Here is a 16,783-nt window from a genome sequence, read left to right as displayed (position 1 = left end):
ATCTTATCTAATTGAACTCACCACTGGGCGCCGCTAAGGAAATACACTACGCTTTCCGTGGCCTAGCGCTGAGTCTCCTCGCTCACAAAGACCACTCCCTGTGGAGTCTCCGTGTATTTCCTTCGCTGCCCATTCACTTATCAGAAAAGATAAACATATATCGCCATAGATGCGCGCAATGTATACGGGCTACGTGCCAGAAAGTAATAAAAAATGTGAAATTCTGTTGTTATATATAAATAGAAATATATAAGCCTAATGGAAAAAACCACCTTAAATCGATATAGGACTGGCAAGGATGTTCGACAAGTTTGGACAAACGCTTATCATAAAGTACAAAAAAAGGCACAGATGCAAAGCACCTGTGCAATAAACTAATTTATCTATTAAAAGGGGGTCAATTAGTTAACTATATTGTACCCCAAAAATATTTCGTGCGTGTTACAACAGCGTTAAAAAGCAATTACTTTCATAAAAAAATTATTAATTTTTATTTTGCGGCTTTTAGTTCTTCTAATAAATTTTCAATGTAGCCCTGTGCTGACTGGGCTGCAATGCTTCCATCACCAGTAGCTGTCACAATTTGTCGAAGCTCTTTCTCACGAATATCTCCGGCAGCAAAGACACCTGGCATCTTTGTTTCCATGTTTTCATTCGTTGGAATATAACCATCTTCATTTGTTATTCCTAGTGATTTAAATGGGTCACTTAATGGCACCATTCCAATGTAGATAAACACCCCATCTGCTGAGAAATCACTTTTCTCTCCAGTATTTCGGTTGTTTAATGTTACACTACTTACTTTTCCATCTGTACCATTGATTGTTTCAACTACTGTGTCCCAAATAAAGTCAATTTTTTCGTTATCAAATGCACGTTGTTGCAGAATTTTTTGAGCGCGTAATTCATCACGACGATGGATAATCGTTACTTTCTTAGCAAAACGAGTTAAATAAACACCTTCCTCAACGGCAGAGTCTCCACCGCCAATTACAACTAATTCTTTTTCTTTAAAGAATGCGCCATCACATACTGCACAATAAGATACTCCACGACCACTTAATTCTTCTTCACCTGGAATTCCCAATTTTTTATACTGTGCACCAGTTGTAATAATAAGTGTTCGCGTTTTGTATTCTTTTTTACCAGCAATTACAGTTTTATAATCTCCATGGTCAACTACTTCTTTAATATCACCGTACGCATATTCTGCACCAAATTTTTTAGCATGCTCAAACATCTTATTTGATAAATCCGGTCCTAAAATATGATCATATCCAGGATAGTTTTCTACATCTTCTGTATTTGCCATTTGGCCCCCTGGAATTCCTCGTTCAATCATTAATGTCTCTAAATTCGCACGTGAAGCGTAAACAGCTGCTGTCATTCCTGCAGGTCCAGCTCCTACAATAATAACATCGTAAATTTGCTCTTCGGACATATACTTCAGCCCCTTTTTCTCTATTATCTTAAATCACACTTATCGTATAAGAACAAGACCGTTTCGTCTATTATTCTGCTCAAATTGGGCCTACCACGGTTTCTGTACATTTGACAGTTTAGGGTGCCGTTTACAACCCTCTTCCCACAATTTATCTGCTACAGCCTGCTCTCCTAACTGATACGCTGCACAACTATACCATCTGTAATAAGATGGATGACCTTTAACGACACTTTTTACAAGCGCACGAAAACGCTGATATGCTTCTTGATAAAAATGTGTTCTTGCTAACGTAGCAGCTATCCTTAATTTTTGATGTTCATGGATTGGATATACGTTTAATAGTCCACTAATATGTTTTTTATATTCTTCATCATTTGATTCATAATAAAACACTGCTAAATTAGTATGACAATACAAAGAATTAGGTTCCTCCTCAAGAACATCTAATTCCATCTGAATCGCATCCTTTTGACGTCCACTGAAGAATAATGCATGTGTATAATCATGTTTGGTTAACTTATGATCTGGAAATAGCGAGATCATCTCTTCGAGTATTGGTAATGCCTGTTCCCATTCCATGTTTTCCATATGATGAAAAACCGTTTCCTGGTAAACAAGAAGCTCATCCTCTTCTTCCAGTTCCCAATCTTCCTCATCATCTTCATCTATATCAATTAAATATAACAAACTTTCTGCCTCTTCACTGAAATCACCATTAGGCTCTTTATCAAGGTACGATTTAGCATATTTTTTGGCATCGTTTAGTAAACCTAGATGTGCATAATTATTAGCTAATAAATAATAGCAATCTGTATATTTATCACCTGTTGATTGTAGTACCTGGTTCAACAGTTGGTTAGCTGCATGGAATGCTCCAATTTCCGTATATACAATTGACATTTGACATTGGTATAATGGGTCTTTGGGGGTTGCTTCTATTGCCTTACGCAACCATTTTAATGAAATATCAAACTTTCTTTTCTGAAAGGCTTCAACGCCTTTTGTAAAATAAAAATCACCTTCAGGAATAAAAGGGACAACATTATTTTGTTTACTATTTTCTGTATTATTCTCTATACGTTGCATGCTTATCCCCCTACTTATCATAACGTACCCGAACAAAGTATATCACATTCATGTAGGGAATTATAGAAGATATATTTAATTTCCTTTGATATATATAAAAACACCACTCAAATGTGAGAGGCGTTTCTATTCCGCTATTATTTTTCCGGTGTTACAGCTTCATGAAGCAATTCGTCTAATTGTTTTGTGTAATCCTTTTTTTGATCGTCGCTCCAATTAAAGGTTTTAGCCATATAGTTTATTACATTATCTTTGTGTGTTCTAACCCAATCAATCTCAAAAAATAATCCACCAGTTCTGCGTATGAAAAAGTCAACTGGTTTATATGCCAGTTCATAATCTAAAGCATAGATAAGTTCAGCAAATACGATTGGATCAATTTCCTCATTATTAGCTTGACCCTGTTTATCCTGATATATTTCAAAAATAGTATCTATGTTTGCACCATATCTTTGAACAAGCATTTCCACCGTAGTTTCATCGATTCCTAGTACAACACCCTCTTGAACTTTTCGTTGTTTATACCGTGCAAACCCCTTAGAACCACCGACTTCACCACCAGAAATTGGCATGTGTTCCGTTTCTGATTTAGAATATAATATCCCCTGTTCATCCTTCAATTGTTTAACAACTGTATTAACAGCTTGTTCCGCCATTTTTCTATAACCAGTTAATTTACCACCAGCCATAGATATAAGACCCGAATCAGATATGAATATCTCATCTTTGCGAGAAATTTCATCAGGAGATTTCCCTTCTTCTTGAATTAATGGTCGTAAACCCGCCCAGCTAGATTCTACGTCTTCTGATTTCATATCTAACGAAGGGAACATATAGTTAATGGAGTCTAACAAATAATCCCGGTCATTTTCAGTCAAGGTTGGATGTGCAATATTCCCTTCATAACTTGTATCCGTTGTACCAACATAAGTACTATTGTTACGTGGAATTGCAAATATCATCCTACCATCGGGTGCATCAAAATAAATCGCTTGTTGTAGCGGAAAACGTTCTTTAGAAAATACTAAGTGTACACCTTTTGTTAAATGTAATGACTTGCCTTTTTTAGACCCATCAATTTCCCTTAAATCATCAACCCATGGACCACATGCATTCACAATTTTTTTTGCATAAATTTTTAATGTTTCTCCATTTATTTGGTCTTCAACTAAAACCCCTGTAATCTTACCTGATTTGTTATAAATGAAGTCCATCGCTTTAGCATAGTTAATGGCATGCGCTCCCTTTTGTACTGCCTTCTTCATTACTTCAATAGTTAAGCGTGCATCATCTGTTTTGTATTCAACATAGTAGCCAGCACCTTTTAGATCTTCTTTTTTGATTAACGGCTCTCGTTGTAATGCTTCATTCGGACTTAACATTTTTCGACGTTCACTTTTCTTAACACCTGCTAAGAAATCATAAACACGTAATCCTATGTTTGTTGTGAATGGTCCAAATGTTCCACCTTTATGAAATGGTAACATCATCCATTCAGGAGTAGTTACGTGAGGTCCATTTTCATACACAATCGCACGTTCCTTCCCAACCTCTGCTACCATTTTTACTTCAAATTGTTTCAAATATCGTAGTCCGCCATGCACAAGTTTAGTAGAACGGCTTGATGTACCTGCAGCAAAATCCTGCATTTCAATTACACCGGTATTTAGCCCACGTGTAACAGCATCTAACGCGATCCCTGAACCTGTTATTCCGCCACCTATTACTAATACGTCTAATGACTGCTCAGTTAAATTGTTAAAAATATCGTTACGCTTTAAGCTTGAGAAATTTGTCATCAACCTTCACTCCCCTACAAAAATTCTCTTCTAATTATAAGTACCCTTTCAATCAGAAACTCATGTATTATTTAGAAGAATTTTTATTATAGTTAATGGATTTTAAACATAAAAAAACCACAAGACGCACTAATGACCTAACATTAGTGGTTTGTGGTTTCTCCAATTCTCCGTCCAAAAAATATTAACTTATCTTTACTTTACCATAAAATTTCGTTTTCGAAAAGGAAAAAGAATTACTTAAATGCTTGGGCAGATTTAACGGCTTTTTTCCATCCTGTATATAACTCTTCTCGTTTTGCTTTAGCAAGGTCCACCTTAAAGGTATGATCAATTTTCCATTGTTCTGCAATATCATTTATACTCTCCCAATATCCAACAGCTAAACCGGCCAAATAAGCAGCACCTAATGCAGTGGTCTCGTTTACTACTGGTCGTTCAACCGGGGCACCTAACATATCACTTTGAAATTGCATCAGAAAATCATTTTTTACGACTCCACCATCGACACGCAATTTTTTTAATTCGATACCTGAATCTGCAATCATCGCATCCACTACGTCTCGTGTTTGGTATGCTAACGATTCTAAAGTAGCTCTGACAAAATGTTCCTTACTTGTACCACGTGTGAGACCAAATACAGCACCCCGGACATCACTATCCCAATATGGAGTTCCAAGACCGACAAAAGCTGGGACAACATAAACACCCTCTGTGGAATCTACTACTTTTGCCAGTGATCCACTTTCTGATGAACTATTGATTATTTGTAAACCATCACGGAGCCACTGGATAGCCGAACCTGCTACAAAAATACTACCCTCTAATGCATATTCTACTTTTCCATTCACTCCCCATGCCAATGTTGTTAGTAAACCATGATTAGACTTTATTCCTTCATCACCAGTGTTCATTAACATAAAACAACCAGTACCATATGTGTTTTTCGCCATTCCTTTTTCAAAACAAGCTTGTCCAAATAATGCTGCTTGCTGGTCTCCTGCAATCCCTGCAATTGGTACCTCATAGCCAAAAAAATGATAGTCTACTGTTTTTCCGTATACTTCAGATGATTGTTTCACTTCTGGTAGCATTGATTTTGGTACAGATAAGATATCTAATAATTCATCATCCCATTTTAAGTCGTATATGTTGTACATTAACGTTCTAGATGCATTAGAATAATCAGTTACATGTACTTTTCCACCAGTCAATTTGTAAACTAGCCAAGTATCAATCGTACCAAAAAGTAAATCACCATGATTAGCTTTTTCTCTTGCACCGTCTACATTATCAAGAATCCACTTTACTTTGGTTCCAGAAAAATACGGGTCAATTAGAAGACCTGTTTTATCACGAAAAAGATCATTGTGACCAGCTTCACGCAATTCTTTACAAATATCAGCTGTTTGCCTTGATTGCCAAACAAGCGCTTTATAAATTGGTTTTCCCGTATGTTTATCCCATACTACAGTTGTCTCACGTTGATTCGTTATACCAATTCCCGCAATTTGGTTTGGTTCAACATCACTTTTTCTCAACACATCAGAGATACATGCAAGAATAGAAGTCCATATTTCATTCGCATCATGTTCTACCCAGCCTGGTTTTTGAAAATACTGTTCAAATTCCTTCTGGCCAGTTTCTACTATTTCCCCATTATGATTAAAAAGAATTGCACGTGAGCTTGTTGTACCCTGATCAAGTGCTAAAATATATGTTTCCACGAAAATTCCTCCCTAAATTATCATATAATAATAAAATTCTATACGAATCTTTCTATTTTCCTTTAATTATTCGCCTTTCTAAGTTCAATTCCCAACGAGATAAGAAAAATAACAGCAATAATTCCACTACTCATCCAAAAATAAAAAGTTTTATCCCCTTCAAACATCGCTTGATAAAACAATCCGCCATAAATACCACCAAACGCTGGACCTAATACCGGTACCCATGAATACCCCCAATTTGACGGTCCTTTGCCAGGTATTGGTAAAAACCAATGTGCTATTCGTGGACCTAAGTCTCGAGCAGGGTTGATCGCATAACCTGTTGTTCCACCTAATGACATACCAATTGCGACAATTAAAAACCCTACTATCAATGGATTTAATCCTTCTGTAAATTCATTTGATCCAATAAACAGAATCCCCATTACTAACACAAAGGTACCAATTATCTCACTTACTAAATTTGACATTGGACTTGCTATAGCTGGGCCGGTTGAAAATACTCCTAACTTTGCATCCGGATCATCCGTCACTTTCCAATGTGGTAAGTAGTGAAAGAATACAACTACCGCACCAACAATTCCTCCAATCATTTGCGCGGTAATATACATTGGAACTTTAGACCATGGAAAATCGCCCACTGCGGCTAATCCTAATGTCACAGCAGGATTGACATGTGCACCAGTGATATTACCAACGGCATATACCGCCATTGCTACGCCTAACCCCCAAGCGAATGTGACCAATACCCAGCCAGCACCTTCAGCAAGTGTATTTTTCAATGATACACCTGCAACAACGCCACCACCAAAAATAATTAATATCATTGTGCCGATTAATTCTCCTAGAAATTCAGACATAGCAACTCCTCCTTTGCAAGCGATATACGTTTATAATGTTTAGGTTTTAAACGGATTTGTAACATCTATTCCACTTTATTCGAATTTAATAACATTTTTCTAAGAAAAAAGACTATACAAAAGCCCACTAAAATAGTAGCTATCTTTTGTATAGTCTCTCAAAAAACTATATTTTAATAATGCCAAAGCGCTGAATTTGATGTGGATACAGCTCTTGCACCACTATTTAATGCGGAATTTATCTCATCTTTGGACTTTACCAATCCCCCTGCGATCACTGGTATACCTGTTTTTTCATATATGTGAGTGATTAGATCCGGGATTAGGCCAGGTAATACTTCAATACAGTCTGGTTGATAACGTTCAATTGATTTTAAATTATGCTCCAATGCCAAGCTATCCAATAAAAATATACGCTGGATTGCCAATAATTTATGCTTTTTTGCCAAATTAATGACATTCCCACGGGTAGATAAAATACCATCTGGCTTTATTTCACGTAGCATGAATTCCATACCATATTCATCCGCTTTTAAGCCATGTATCAAGTCAAAATGGACAAGTGCCAGCTTTTTTGCACGTTTTGTATACTCCACCAGACTTTTTAGTTGAGCAAGTCTTGTTTCTAGAAAAACAATTGAATCATGCGTAGTTTCAAGCGCCTTATCAAAATCTTTCATTTTTCGGATTGCAGGCAGTATACCTGTAGGCATGTACATTTTGATCCCCTCCCTTGTGTTGGTTGCTATTATTGGATGTATTGATTAACATCTATAATCAAAAGTCATCCTTCGCATCCCGCTTCTCCATCTCTTCTTTAGAATAGATTATTTGCATCGGATTACCACCAACAAATGCACCGGGGGGGACATCTTTATGTACAAGCGTACCTGCAGAAACAATGGCATGATCACCAATTGTTACCCCTGGTAAAATAGTCGAATTAGCACCAATCATAACTTCATCACCGATCACTACATCCCCGATACGGTATTCCTTGATAAGATATTCATGCGCCAGAATTGTAGTATTATAGCCAATGATGCTATTTTTACCAACACGAATCTTCTCAGGAAACATAATATCGGGCATTACCATTAAAGCGAATGCAGTTTCATTTCCAACATCCATCCGTAAAAAGGTTCGATACAACCAGTTTTTCATCGCTAAAAATGGTGTATAACGAGCCAGTTGAATGACAACAAAGTTTTTCATTACCTTCCAAAAAGAAACAGTATTATAAATTTTCCATAACGAATTGTATTTTTCAACTGGATACCGCTTTGTATTGCGCATCGCTTACACTCCTACAATTTTCAATAAATCACGAATGTCTTCCAGCATATAGGTTGGATTGTATTCCAATAACTTCTCTTTTCCTTTTAACGACCATGCTACAGCAGCAGTTTGCACGCCAGCGTTTTGACCTGCTTCAATATCATGTGAATTATCACCAACCATTAACGTTGTATCGACCGTTGCACTTAATTCCTTCATCGCCTTTACGATCGGTTCAGGATGTGGCTTAGCTTGCGTTACATCATCAAGTGTGATAATGGTATTAAAATAACGGTCCAGTCCAGTTAACACCAATCCCATATCGACTGTGCCACGCATTTTAGTAGTAACTATCCCTAAATTATAATTCTCTTCCTTTAATTGCTTTATCGTTTCAAGCACATGTGGAAAAGCAGTTACATAATCGTCATGATGTTTTAAATTATGCTCACGATAGGTTTTTATCATGGCATCTGTCTGATTTGAATCAATTTTTTCAAACGAGTCCTTTAATGGAGGGCCAATAAATTCGATTGCCTGTTCACGTGATACGTTTTTCCCATAAAAATTAAATGTATGCTCAAATGATGCAATTATTAATTCATTTGTATCAATCAAAGTCCCATCAAGATCAAAGAGTATGGTATGAATGCTCATGTGATGTGTCCTTCCTTTTTGTATATTCAACTCGTTTCCATATAATTGCGACAACCATTGTTACTAGTATTGCCGTAATCAAGCGAATTACAAGTAGTGGCCAAACAGGTATTCCAAGTGGTATGAATATGACTGTATCTTCGACAACTGCATGACAGGAAACAAGAAAGATCAACGCTAAATACATATCCCGCTTCGAGACGCCATCTTCTTTAACCGCCTGAATCATTAGTCCTGCACCATAGGCCAACCCTATGGTTAGCCCAGCTACAAGTGTCATCGAAGTATTCTTTTCCATACCAAGCATTTTCGTGAAAGGAGCTAAGCCATTCGAAAGTCTTGTTAAAAATCCATTCTCACGCAAAAATTGCATAACAACCATTAATGGTATGACGATTAATGCCAATTGGGCAACTGCTACAACAGACGTTTGAATACTTTGAATAACAATTTCGATCCATCCATCTAACATTACCTCAGTTGATGATATGAAACCATATTGCGCAGGCTCTGAGCCACCATTCCAAATAAAATTAATTAACATAGCTGATAGAAGTGCAAGTACTATCCGTATACCAGATATCAACCATCCATTTACACCAACTTTTCCGGCGACTGTTGATTCGATAAACAAGTTATGTGAAAAAGAAAGCATTACCGCCATAATAAATACTTCTTTGACGGAAAAATCGAACGACACAATCGCAGCAATCCCGGCATACAAATTAAGAGAATTTCCTAGAACTAATGGTACCGCTGCTTCACCAGATAAGCCGATCATCCCCATAATAGGGGTTAATTGATCAATAATCCACGGCAAAATTGGTGTATACTGTAAAATTGATACAATGATCGTAATAGGAAAAATAACTTTTCCTAATGTCCATGTTGTTTGAACACCTTGCTGTAGACCTCGATAAAAAATTCCAGTCAACCCCTAATGCCCCCCTTTGTCTATCTAATTCATTTTTTCTTAGTAGATTGAATTTTTTTGCCATCATACCGTTTTTCAGCCATACCAGACTTGCGGCGATAAATAATCAGTACGATCGATAAAACAACTAGTATGACAGAAATTAATTGGGCTGTTCGTAACTCTCCTACAACATAGAGGCTATCTGTTCGCATACCTTCAATAAAGAAACGTCCTATTGAATAGGTTATTACGTAGCTTAAGAATACCTCACCACGAACAGGATTATACCTTCTTAGTACTAGTAGAAAAATAAAAACAAGAATATCCCAAAACGATTCGTACAAAAATGTTGGATGATACATAATACCATCTATACACATTTGATTCATAATGAAATCGGGTAGGTACTGGTGAAAACTATTGAATGTAGCCTCTGAAATAGGTCCTCCGTGTGCTTCCTGGTTCATAAAATTTCCCCAACGACCAATTGCCTGTCCTAAAATGATACTTGGCGCAGCAATATCGGCTAATTGCCAGAATGAAACCTTTTTCACACGCGTATAGACGATAGCTGTGATCACAGAACCAATCAATGCACCATGAATGGCAATACCGCCATTCCAGACTGCAAACACATCCCACCATTTACCGCCATCGTATTGTTCCCATTCAAATAGTACGTAATAAATACGTGCTGATATAATAGCAATAGGTATTGCAAAGACAACTAAATCTACCATTAAGTCTTTTTTGAGTCCTAAACGATCCGATTCTCTTGTTGCTAAAAATAGTCCTATAAAAGCTCCTGTTGCAATAATTACTCCATACCAATAGATTGGTAGTGGTCCTAACTGCAAAAATATACGATCCATTGAAGGTGCACTACAACTCAATAAAATCACTCCTATTCCAAATCGTCTTGTTCTTGTTCAATCATTGTTGACAGTCTTTCTGAAAATTCCTCTGCCGCGTTTACGCCCATCCGCTTCAATCGGAAATTCATTGCTGCTACTTCGATAATTACTGCTAGATTTCGACCTGGGCGTACAGGAATTGTAGCTTTTGGCAGCTGTACATCCATTATTTTCATGTAATCTTCATCTAGTCCAAGCCGATCATATTGTTTTTTCTGATCCCACAATTCTAAATCAATTATGAAGGAAATTTTTTTATTGCTCCGAACAGCTCCCGCACCAAACAATGTCATTACATTGATAATTCCTAATCCGCGAATCTCTAAAAGATGCTCAATTAATGGTGGAGAATTTCCGATAAGGGTATCATAATCCTCCTGACGAATTTCTACACTGTCATCTGCCACTAAGCGATGCCCCCGTTTAACAAGTTCTAATGCAGTTTCACTTTTACCGACACCACTTTGTCCAGTTATTAATACACCAATACCATAAATATCAACCAAGACACCATGGATTGCAGTAAAAGGCGCAAATTTAGCTTCAAGATAATTAGTTAATCTACTAATTACTCTTGTTGTTTTGCGCGGGGAATGCAAAATTGGGACACCGGATTTATTTGCTGCCTCAATCATAACTTTCGGTACTTCCATTCCCCTTGATACAACAATGCCAGGGGTGATATCGGTACATAACCTCTCAGCACGATCCTTCTGTTGCTCAAATGATAGATCTAAAAAATATGCCATTTCTGTCTTTCCAATTAATTGCAGACGTTCTTTTGGATAATACTTAAAATAACCTGTCATCTCTATCCCTGGCCTGGAAATGTCACTAGTAATAATTTCTCTATGTACACCATCGCTTCCGGCAACAAGGGTTAGATTAAAATTTGCTAATAAATCCTTCGTGCGTACTTTGTCCATTTAATGGTCCCTCCACATACACGCAATTACTGTTTTTTATTGTAGCATATTTTTTTGTTATGAAGTGAAGGATAAAGTTTAAAAGTAAAATCGCAGGAGAAACCCCCTGCGATTTTGCATATTTTATGATTTTAAAGTATCTTTTATTAGACGATTTAATAACAAATTTAAAATTGAAACAACAATTGCTGCAATAACAGCTGTGCCAAAACCTTCAATTACAAACGATGAATCCATTAACCATTGCGTAATCATTAATGTGATGGCATTAATAACAAATAGAAATAGCCCAAGTGTTACTACAGTTATCGGTAATGTAAGAACAATTAAGATAGGTTTAATAATTATATTTAGGATTGATAATATAAAACTAGCTAGTAATGCCGTACCAAATCCTTCAAGATGAAAAGAATCAACCAATTGTGCAACAGCAATCAAAGCAATTGCATTTAAAAATATCGATATGAACCAGCGCAGGAACATTACTAGACCTCCCTATCCTTTGGAATAATAAAGTATGCCACAAAATATATTAATGTTAATGTAAACATACTTGGAATTAAGGCGATTACAAATATTAACCGAGCAAGTGTTGAGTCTACACGAAAGTACTCTGCAATACCACCTAAAATTCCTGCAATTTTACGGTCAGTATTTAAACGTGTTAAACGTTTAATCATTATAGTGATCCTCCTCTACCATACTACTTCCCAATAATCAATATACGAAAAACATTACTATACATATCTATACGTTTGTAGACGTAAAAGGCTTCATATTTTTCACAGAAAAAATCCCTCACCGCTAAAAGTAAGGGACAATAATTCCTAATCAATAGTTCCATATATAAAATTGCTCAGTTCCTAGCCTTTGTTTTGCCGCCTCTTCAATATCTGCAGTTATTTCCGAGTTTTCTCTGAACTTACCAAGTATTCCGTCGGCCTGTGATTTATGTGCTACTATAGCTTTCATTTTTTGATCAAAATAAGCAGTTACATCATTACGTACATCTGGTTTGCCAAGCTCTTCATCATAATTATTCGTAATCGCTTGGACCCAAACAACTGGACGTTTATCTTCGTCCATCAATCGAACAGCTTCAATAGCGGCTGCACCTAATGCGTTATGGTCCGGATGTACTGCATGTTCTGGATAATGCGTTATTACTAAACTAGGGTTAATGTCTTCTAGAAGACCTTTCAGATGATTAGCAACCATTTGACGATCTTCAAATTCAAGTGTTTTATCTCTATATCCAAGCATTTGCAATTCAATATCTAGTGCTTCACATGCATTAATCAATTCTTCCTTGCGAATCTCTGGCAAGGTTTCTCTATTTGCAAATGTCGGTGATCCCATGTTTCTTCCCATTTCACCTAATGTACCACACAAATATGTAACTGGTACTCCTTCTTCACGAAATTTTGTAATCGTTCCCGCCGCACCAAACGATTCATCATCTGGATGTGGATAGATTACCACAACATGTTTCTCCATTTATTTTCACCTAACCTTTACCAAATTTAATAACGAAATGGTACTTCACTAAGCTCAAGTGAAACCATTAAACGTCCTTCACGATCATGTCCAGCAAGCAAGAGTTGTTTTTCTTCATGTATTGTCCAGTCTGTTAAGCCTTCTGCGTAAATCCAGCCAAACTCCATTTTCAAACCAACTCGATAGCTTTTTCCATTTCCTACAATTTTTGCCTGAGAAAACTTAACCTGTGCATTTCGTATGTACGCACCTACATTATATGCTTTTTCATCAAAATGACTTGCATATGCTCCATTTGTAGTTTCTAAATGAACATAAACATCTTTATCTATAAAACTTTCTAGTTGTTGTTGTACACTTTCTATTTCAATTGGATTCATAAAATGGACTCCTCTCAAGAACCTTCTTCTATTTTACATTACATAAATGAAATTGATGCGTCAAAAATTTTGACCGTAAAATTTCTCCTCTCGCGACAATTCACTATATCCTAAATAAAAAGGTTGCCTTCTAAATGTTTGTTGCTTTTTCAAATGTTAAATCATATCTATTTTGAGTTGATATTGCATTTTTTATTGCTTTCTCCTCATAAATGAAATAAGAATAATAGCAGATCATCGGTGGAGGAAATACACGGTGACTCCTTTGGGAAAGCAAAGAAGATGAGACCCACGGAAAGCGTAGTATTTCCGGAACGGTGGTTTTCGCGGTTTCTATAAAAATAACAAATGATGTGAAATGAGCCTAGTAAAAAAGATAGCAAACCAATACTGGCTTACTATCTCAAAAAAATTAATTTGATCCAATTTTCTCTTTTTCTTCCACCAAAGCTTCAGCACGTTTTTTATCTCGCTCCAAAACCGGCTTCAAATAGCGTCCTGTATAGGAAACTTCTGATTCTGCAACTTTCTCTGGTGTGCCGGTGGCAATTATTTGACCACCACGGTCGCCGCCTTCTGGACCAAGATCGATAATATGGTCGGCAGTTTTAATTACATCAAGATTGTGTTCAATAATTAATACGGTATCCCCATTATCAACTAAACGTTCCAATACACTTAACAAACGTTGGATATCATCTACGTGTAATCCGGTGGTCGGTTCATCCAATATATAGAATGATTTTCCATTAGAGCGGCGGTGAAGCTCACTTGCTAGTTTTACCCGCTGTGCCTCCCCACCAGACAATGTAGTAGCCGGCTGACCAAGCTTAATATAACCAAGTCCGACATCATATATGGTTTGAAGTTTACGTTTAATTTTAGGAATATTCGCGAAAAAGTCGAGTGCTTCTTCAATCCTCATATCTAAAACATCAGCAATGTTCTTACCTTTGTATTTTACTTCTAACGTCTCACGGTTGTAACGCTTCCCATGACATACCTCACATGGCACATACACATCAGGCAAAAAATGCATCTCAATTTTAATAATTCCATCACCACGGCAGGCTTCACAACGTCCACCTTTAACATTAAAGCTAAACCGTCCTTTTTTATAGCCTCTAATTTTTGCTTCATTTGTTTGGGTATAAACATCACGAATATTATCAAAAACGCCTGTATATGTTGCAGGGTTTGATCTTGGTGTTCTACCGATTGGTGATTGGTCGATATCAATCACTTTTTCGATATTTTCTATCCCCTTAACTTTTTTATGTTTACCAGGCTTACGTTTGTTACGATAAAGTTCTTTTGCTAATGATTTATACAAAATTTCATTCACCAATGTGCTTTTTCCTGACCCTGATACACCTGTAACTACTGTCATTAAACCAATTGGAAATTTGGCGGTTACATTTTTTAGATTGTTCTCTTCTGCTCCAACAACCTCAATTTTACTTTTTGTTGCTTTACGCCGTTTTGTTGGAAGTGGAATATATTTTTGACCTGATAAATATTGTCCAGTCAATGACTTTTTGTTTTTCATAACCTTTTCTGGTGTTCCGCTTGCAACAATTTCCCCACCATGTTCACCTGCACCTGGTCCAATATCGATCAACCAATCCGATGCAAGCATCGTGTCTTCATCATGCTCCACTACGATTAACGTGTTATCTAAATCCCTCATTCGTTGTAAAGTGCTAATTAAGCGATCATTATCTCGTTGATGCAAACCAATTGATGGTTCATCCAATACATATAGTACTCCCGTTAATGCGGATCCAATTTGCGTTGCTAGACGAATTCTTTGTGCTTCTCCACCAGAAAGTGTTCCAGCAGCTCGAGACAATGTTAAATAATCAAGGCCAACATTATTTAAGAATTCAAGACGATTATTAATTTCCTTCAAAATCATCTTCGCAATCTTTTCCTCTTTTTCAGTTAGTTCGAGATTGCCAAAAAATTCAGTTGCCTCTGTAATGGAATAATCTGTTATCTGACTTATATGCATGCTATTAATTAGAACGGCAAGTGCCTCTTCTTTCAACCTGTACCCATCACATGAAGGACAATTTTTCTGGGCCATATATTTTTCTAACTGTTCCCTAATGAAATCAGAAGATGTTTCCCTGAATCGTCGCGCTATATTATTAATTACACCTTCAAACATAATCTGATTGTCTCGAACATTACCGAAATCATTCACGTAATGAAAATGAATTTTTTCTTTTCCACTTCCATGTAAAATTTTGTCCATTTGTTCTTTCGTTAATTTCTTAACTGGTGTATCCATATCTATCCCATAATGGGCACAAACACTTTTAAGCAGCTGTGGATAGTATTGAGAACTAACCGGTTCCCATGCTGCAATAGCATGTTCATTTAGTGTTTTATCCCAATCGGGTATGACTAAATCAAGATCAACCTCCAATTTAGTCCCTAATCCATCACATGTTGGGCAGGCACCGAATGGACTATTAAATGAAAATAAACGTGGCTCTAATTCACTGATTGAGAATCCACAAATTGGACATGCATGGTTTTCACTAAACTTAAGTTCCTCTTCTCCAATTACATCGACAATTATGTTTCCATCTCCAAGGTTCAGAGCTGTTTCAATTGAATCACTTAGTCGTCCTGAAATTCCTTCCTTTACAACAATCCGGTCCACAACAACTTCGATTGAATGTTTTTTATTTTTTTCAAGCTTGATCTCTTCCGTTACCTCACGCATTTCTTTATCAACTCGAATTCGAACGTAACCTTCCTGCTTTAATTTTTCAAATGTCTTTACATGCTCACCTTTTCGTCCGGAAACTACTGGAGACAGAATTTGTAATTTCGTTCGCTCTGGGTATTCTAAAATTCTATCAACCATTTGTTGCACCGTTTGTGAGCTAATTTCAACCCCATGATTTGGACATGTTGGACGACCAATGCGTGCAAAAAGAAGGCGCAAATAGTCATAGATTTCTGTCACTGTTCCGACAGTTGACCTTGGGTTTTTACTTGTTGTTTTCTGATCAATTGATATCGCAGGTGATAAACCTTCGATCATATCAACATCCGGCTTATCCATTTGACCTAAAAACTGCCTGGCATAGGCAGAAAGGGACTCGACGTAACGACGCTGTCCCTCTGCATAAATGGTATCAAAAGCAAGTGACGATTTCCCTGACCCAGACAAACCCGTTAAGACTACAAGTTTATTTTTGGGGATCGTGATATCGATATTTTTTAAATTATGTGCTCTAGCACCTTTAATTTGTATTGATTTACTAGGCATAAAACGG

16 protein-coding genes are annotated in these 16,783 nt (G+C 36.8%); all 16 read right to left on the bottom strand.

Annotated elements, in window-relative coordinates:
• Positions 1 to 490: 490 nt before the first annotated feature.
• Positions 491 to 1,441: a thioredoxin-disulfide reductase gene (gene trxB, locus CS937_RS18365; protein WP_099159912.1), complete on the bottom strand. Its 951-nt coding sequence runs from the start codon at positions 1,439 to 1,441 to the stop codon at positions 491 to 493.
• A gap of 90 nt (positions 1,442 to 1,531) precedes the next feature.
• Positions 1,532 to 2,530 carry a tetratricopeptide repeat protein gene (locus CS937_RS18360; RefSeq protein ID WP_176555886.1) on the bottom strand — a complete coding sequence of 333 codons (999 nt, stop codon included), beginning with the start codon at positions 2,528 to 2,530 and terminating at the stop codon, positions 1,532 to 1,534.
• A 137-nt stretch (positions 2,531 to 2,667) separates the two neighbouring features.
• Complete coding sequence (locus CS937_RS18355) at positions 2,668 to 4,329, bottom strand: glycerol-3-phosphate dehydrogenase/oxidase (RefSeq protein ID WP_099159911.1); 1,662 nt, start codon at positions 4,327 to 4,329, stop codon at positions 2,668 to 2,670.
• A gap of 236 nt (positions 4,330 to 4,565) precedes the next feature.
• The gene (gene glpK / locus CS937_RS18350; protein ID WP_099159910.1) at positions 4,566 to 6,056 is read right to left on the bottom strand and encodes a glycerol kinase GlpK; all 1,491 of its coding nucleotides are present in this window, start codon (positions 6,054 to 6,056) and stop codon (positions 4,566 to 4,568) included.
• 62 nt (positions 6,057 to 6,118) lie between these two features.
• Positions 6,119 to 6,919 carry an MIP/aquaporin family protein gene (locus CS937_RS18345; RefSeq protein WP_099159909.1) on the bottom strand — a complete coding sequence of 267 codons (801 nt, stop codon included), beginning with the start codon at positions 6,917 to 6,919 and terminating at the stop codon, positions 6,119 to 6,121.
• 173 nt (positions 6,920 to 7,092) lie between these two features.
• A complete protein-coding gene (locus tag CS937_RS18340; protein WP_099159908.1) occupies positions 7,093 to 7,638 on the bottom strand; it encodes a glycerol-3-phosphate responsive antiterminator in 546 nt (181 codons plus the stop codon).
• A gap of 58 nt (positions 7,639 to 7,696) precedes the next feature.
• A complete protein-coding gene (locus tag CS937_RS18335) occupies positions 7,697 to 8,215 on the bottom strand; it encodes an acyltransferase (protein ID WP_099159907.1) in 519 nt (172 codons plus the stop codon).
• Positions 8,216 to 8,218: 3 nt separating this feature from the next.
• The gene (ppaX, locus tag CS937_RS18330; RefSeq protein WP_099159906.1) at positions 8,219 to 8,854 is read right to left on the bottom strand and encodes a pyrophosphatase PpaX; all 636 of its coding nucleotides are present in this window, start codon (positions 8,852 to 8,854) and stop codon (positions 8,219 to 8,221) included.
• On the bottom strand, positions 8,829 to 9,788 hold the full coding sequence (locus tag CS937_RS18325) for a nucleoside recognition domain-containing protein (protein ID WP_099159905.1): 960 nt from the start codon (positions 9,786 to 9,788) through the stop codon (positions 8,829 to 8,831). The genes ppaX and CS937_RS18325 overlap by 26 nt, the downstream gene beginning before the upstream one ends.
• A 29-nt stretch (positions 9,789 to 9,817) precedes the next feature.
• On the bottom strand, positions 9,818 to 10,663 hold the full coding sequence (gene lgt / locus CS937_RS18320) for a prolipoprotein diacylglyceryl transferase (RefSeq protein WP_099159904.1): 846 nt from the start codon (positions 10,661 to 10,663) through the stop codon (positions 9,818 to 9,820).
• Between the two features lie 11 nt (positions 10,664 to 10,674).
• Positions 10,675 to 11,610 (bottom strand): HPr(Ser) kinase/phosphatase, encoded by a 936-nt coding sequence (hprK, locus tag CS937_RS18315; protein ID WP_099159903.1) that lies wholly within the window; start codon positions 11,608 to 11,610, stop codon positions 10,675 to 10,677.
• Positions 11,611 to 11,733: 123 nt separating this feature from the next.
• On the bottom strand, positions 11,734 to 12,093 hold the full coding sequence (locus CS937_RS18310) for a phage holin family protein (RefSeq protein ID WP_099159902.1): 360 nt from the start codon (positions 12,091 to 12,093) through the stop codon (positions 11,734 to 11,736).
• Between the two features lie 2 nt (positions 12,094 to 12,095).
• Positions 12,096 to 12,290 (bottom strand): PspC domain-containing protein, encoded by a 195-nt coding sequence (locus CS937_RS18305; protein WP_099159901.1) that lies wholly within the window; start codon positions 12,288 to 12,290, stop codon positions 12,096 to 12,098.
• A 151-nt stretch (positions 12,291 to 12,441) separates the two neighbouring features.
• Positions 12,442 to 13,107 carry a bacillithiol biosynthesis deacetylase BshB2 gene (bshB2, locus tag CS937_RS18300; protein WP_099159900.1) on the bottom strand — a complete coding sequence of 222 codons (666 nt, stop codon included), beginning with the start codon at positions 13,105 to 13,107 and terminating at the stop codon, positions 12,442 to 12,444.
• Between the two features lie 26 nt (positions 13,108 to 13,133).
• On the bottom strand, positions 13,134 to 13,487 hold the full coding sequence (locus tag CS937_RS18295; protein WP_099159899.1) for a YojF family protein: 354 nt from the start codon (positions 13,485 to 13,487) through the stop codon (positions 13,134 to 13,136).
• Positions 13,488 to 13,899: 412 nt separating this feature from the next.
• A complete protein-coding gene (gene uvrA, locus CS937_RS18290) occupies positions 13,900 to 16,776 on the bottom strand; it encodes an excinuclease ABC subunit UvrA (RefSeq protein WP_099159898.1) in 2,877 nt (958 codons plus the stop codon).
• Positions 16,777 to 16,783 lie beyond the last annotated feature (7 nt).

Origin of the sequence: Virgibacillus ndiopensis (genome assembly GCF_900187325.1) — a bacterium.
Lineage (GTDB): Bacteria > Bacillota > Bacilli > Bacillales > Amphibacillaceae > Virgibacillus_E > Virgibacillus_E ndiopensis.
Note: the sequence above shows the minus strand (reverse complement) of the source record. Positions and strands in the feature narration are given on the sequence as shown.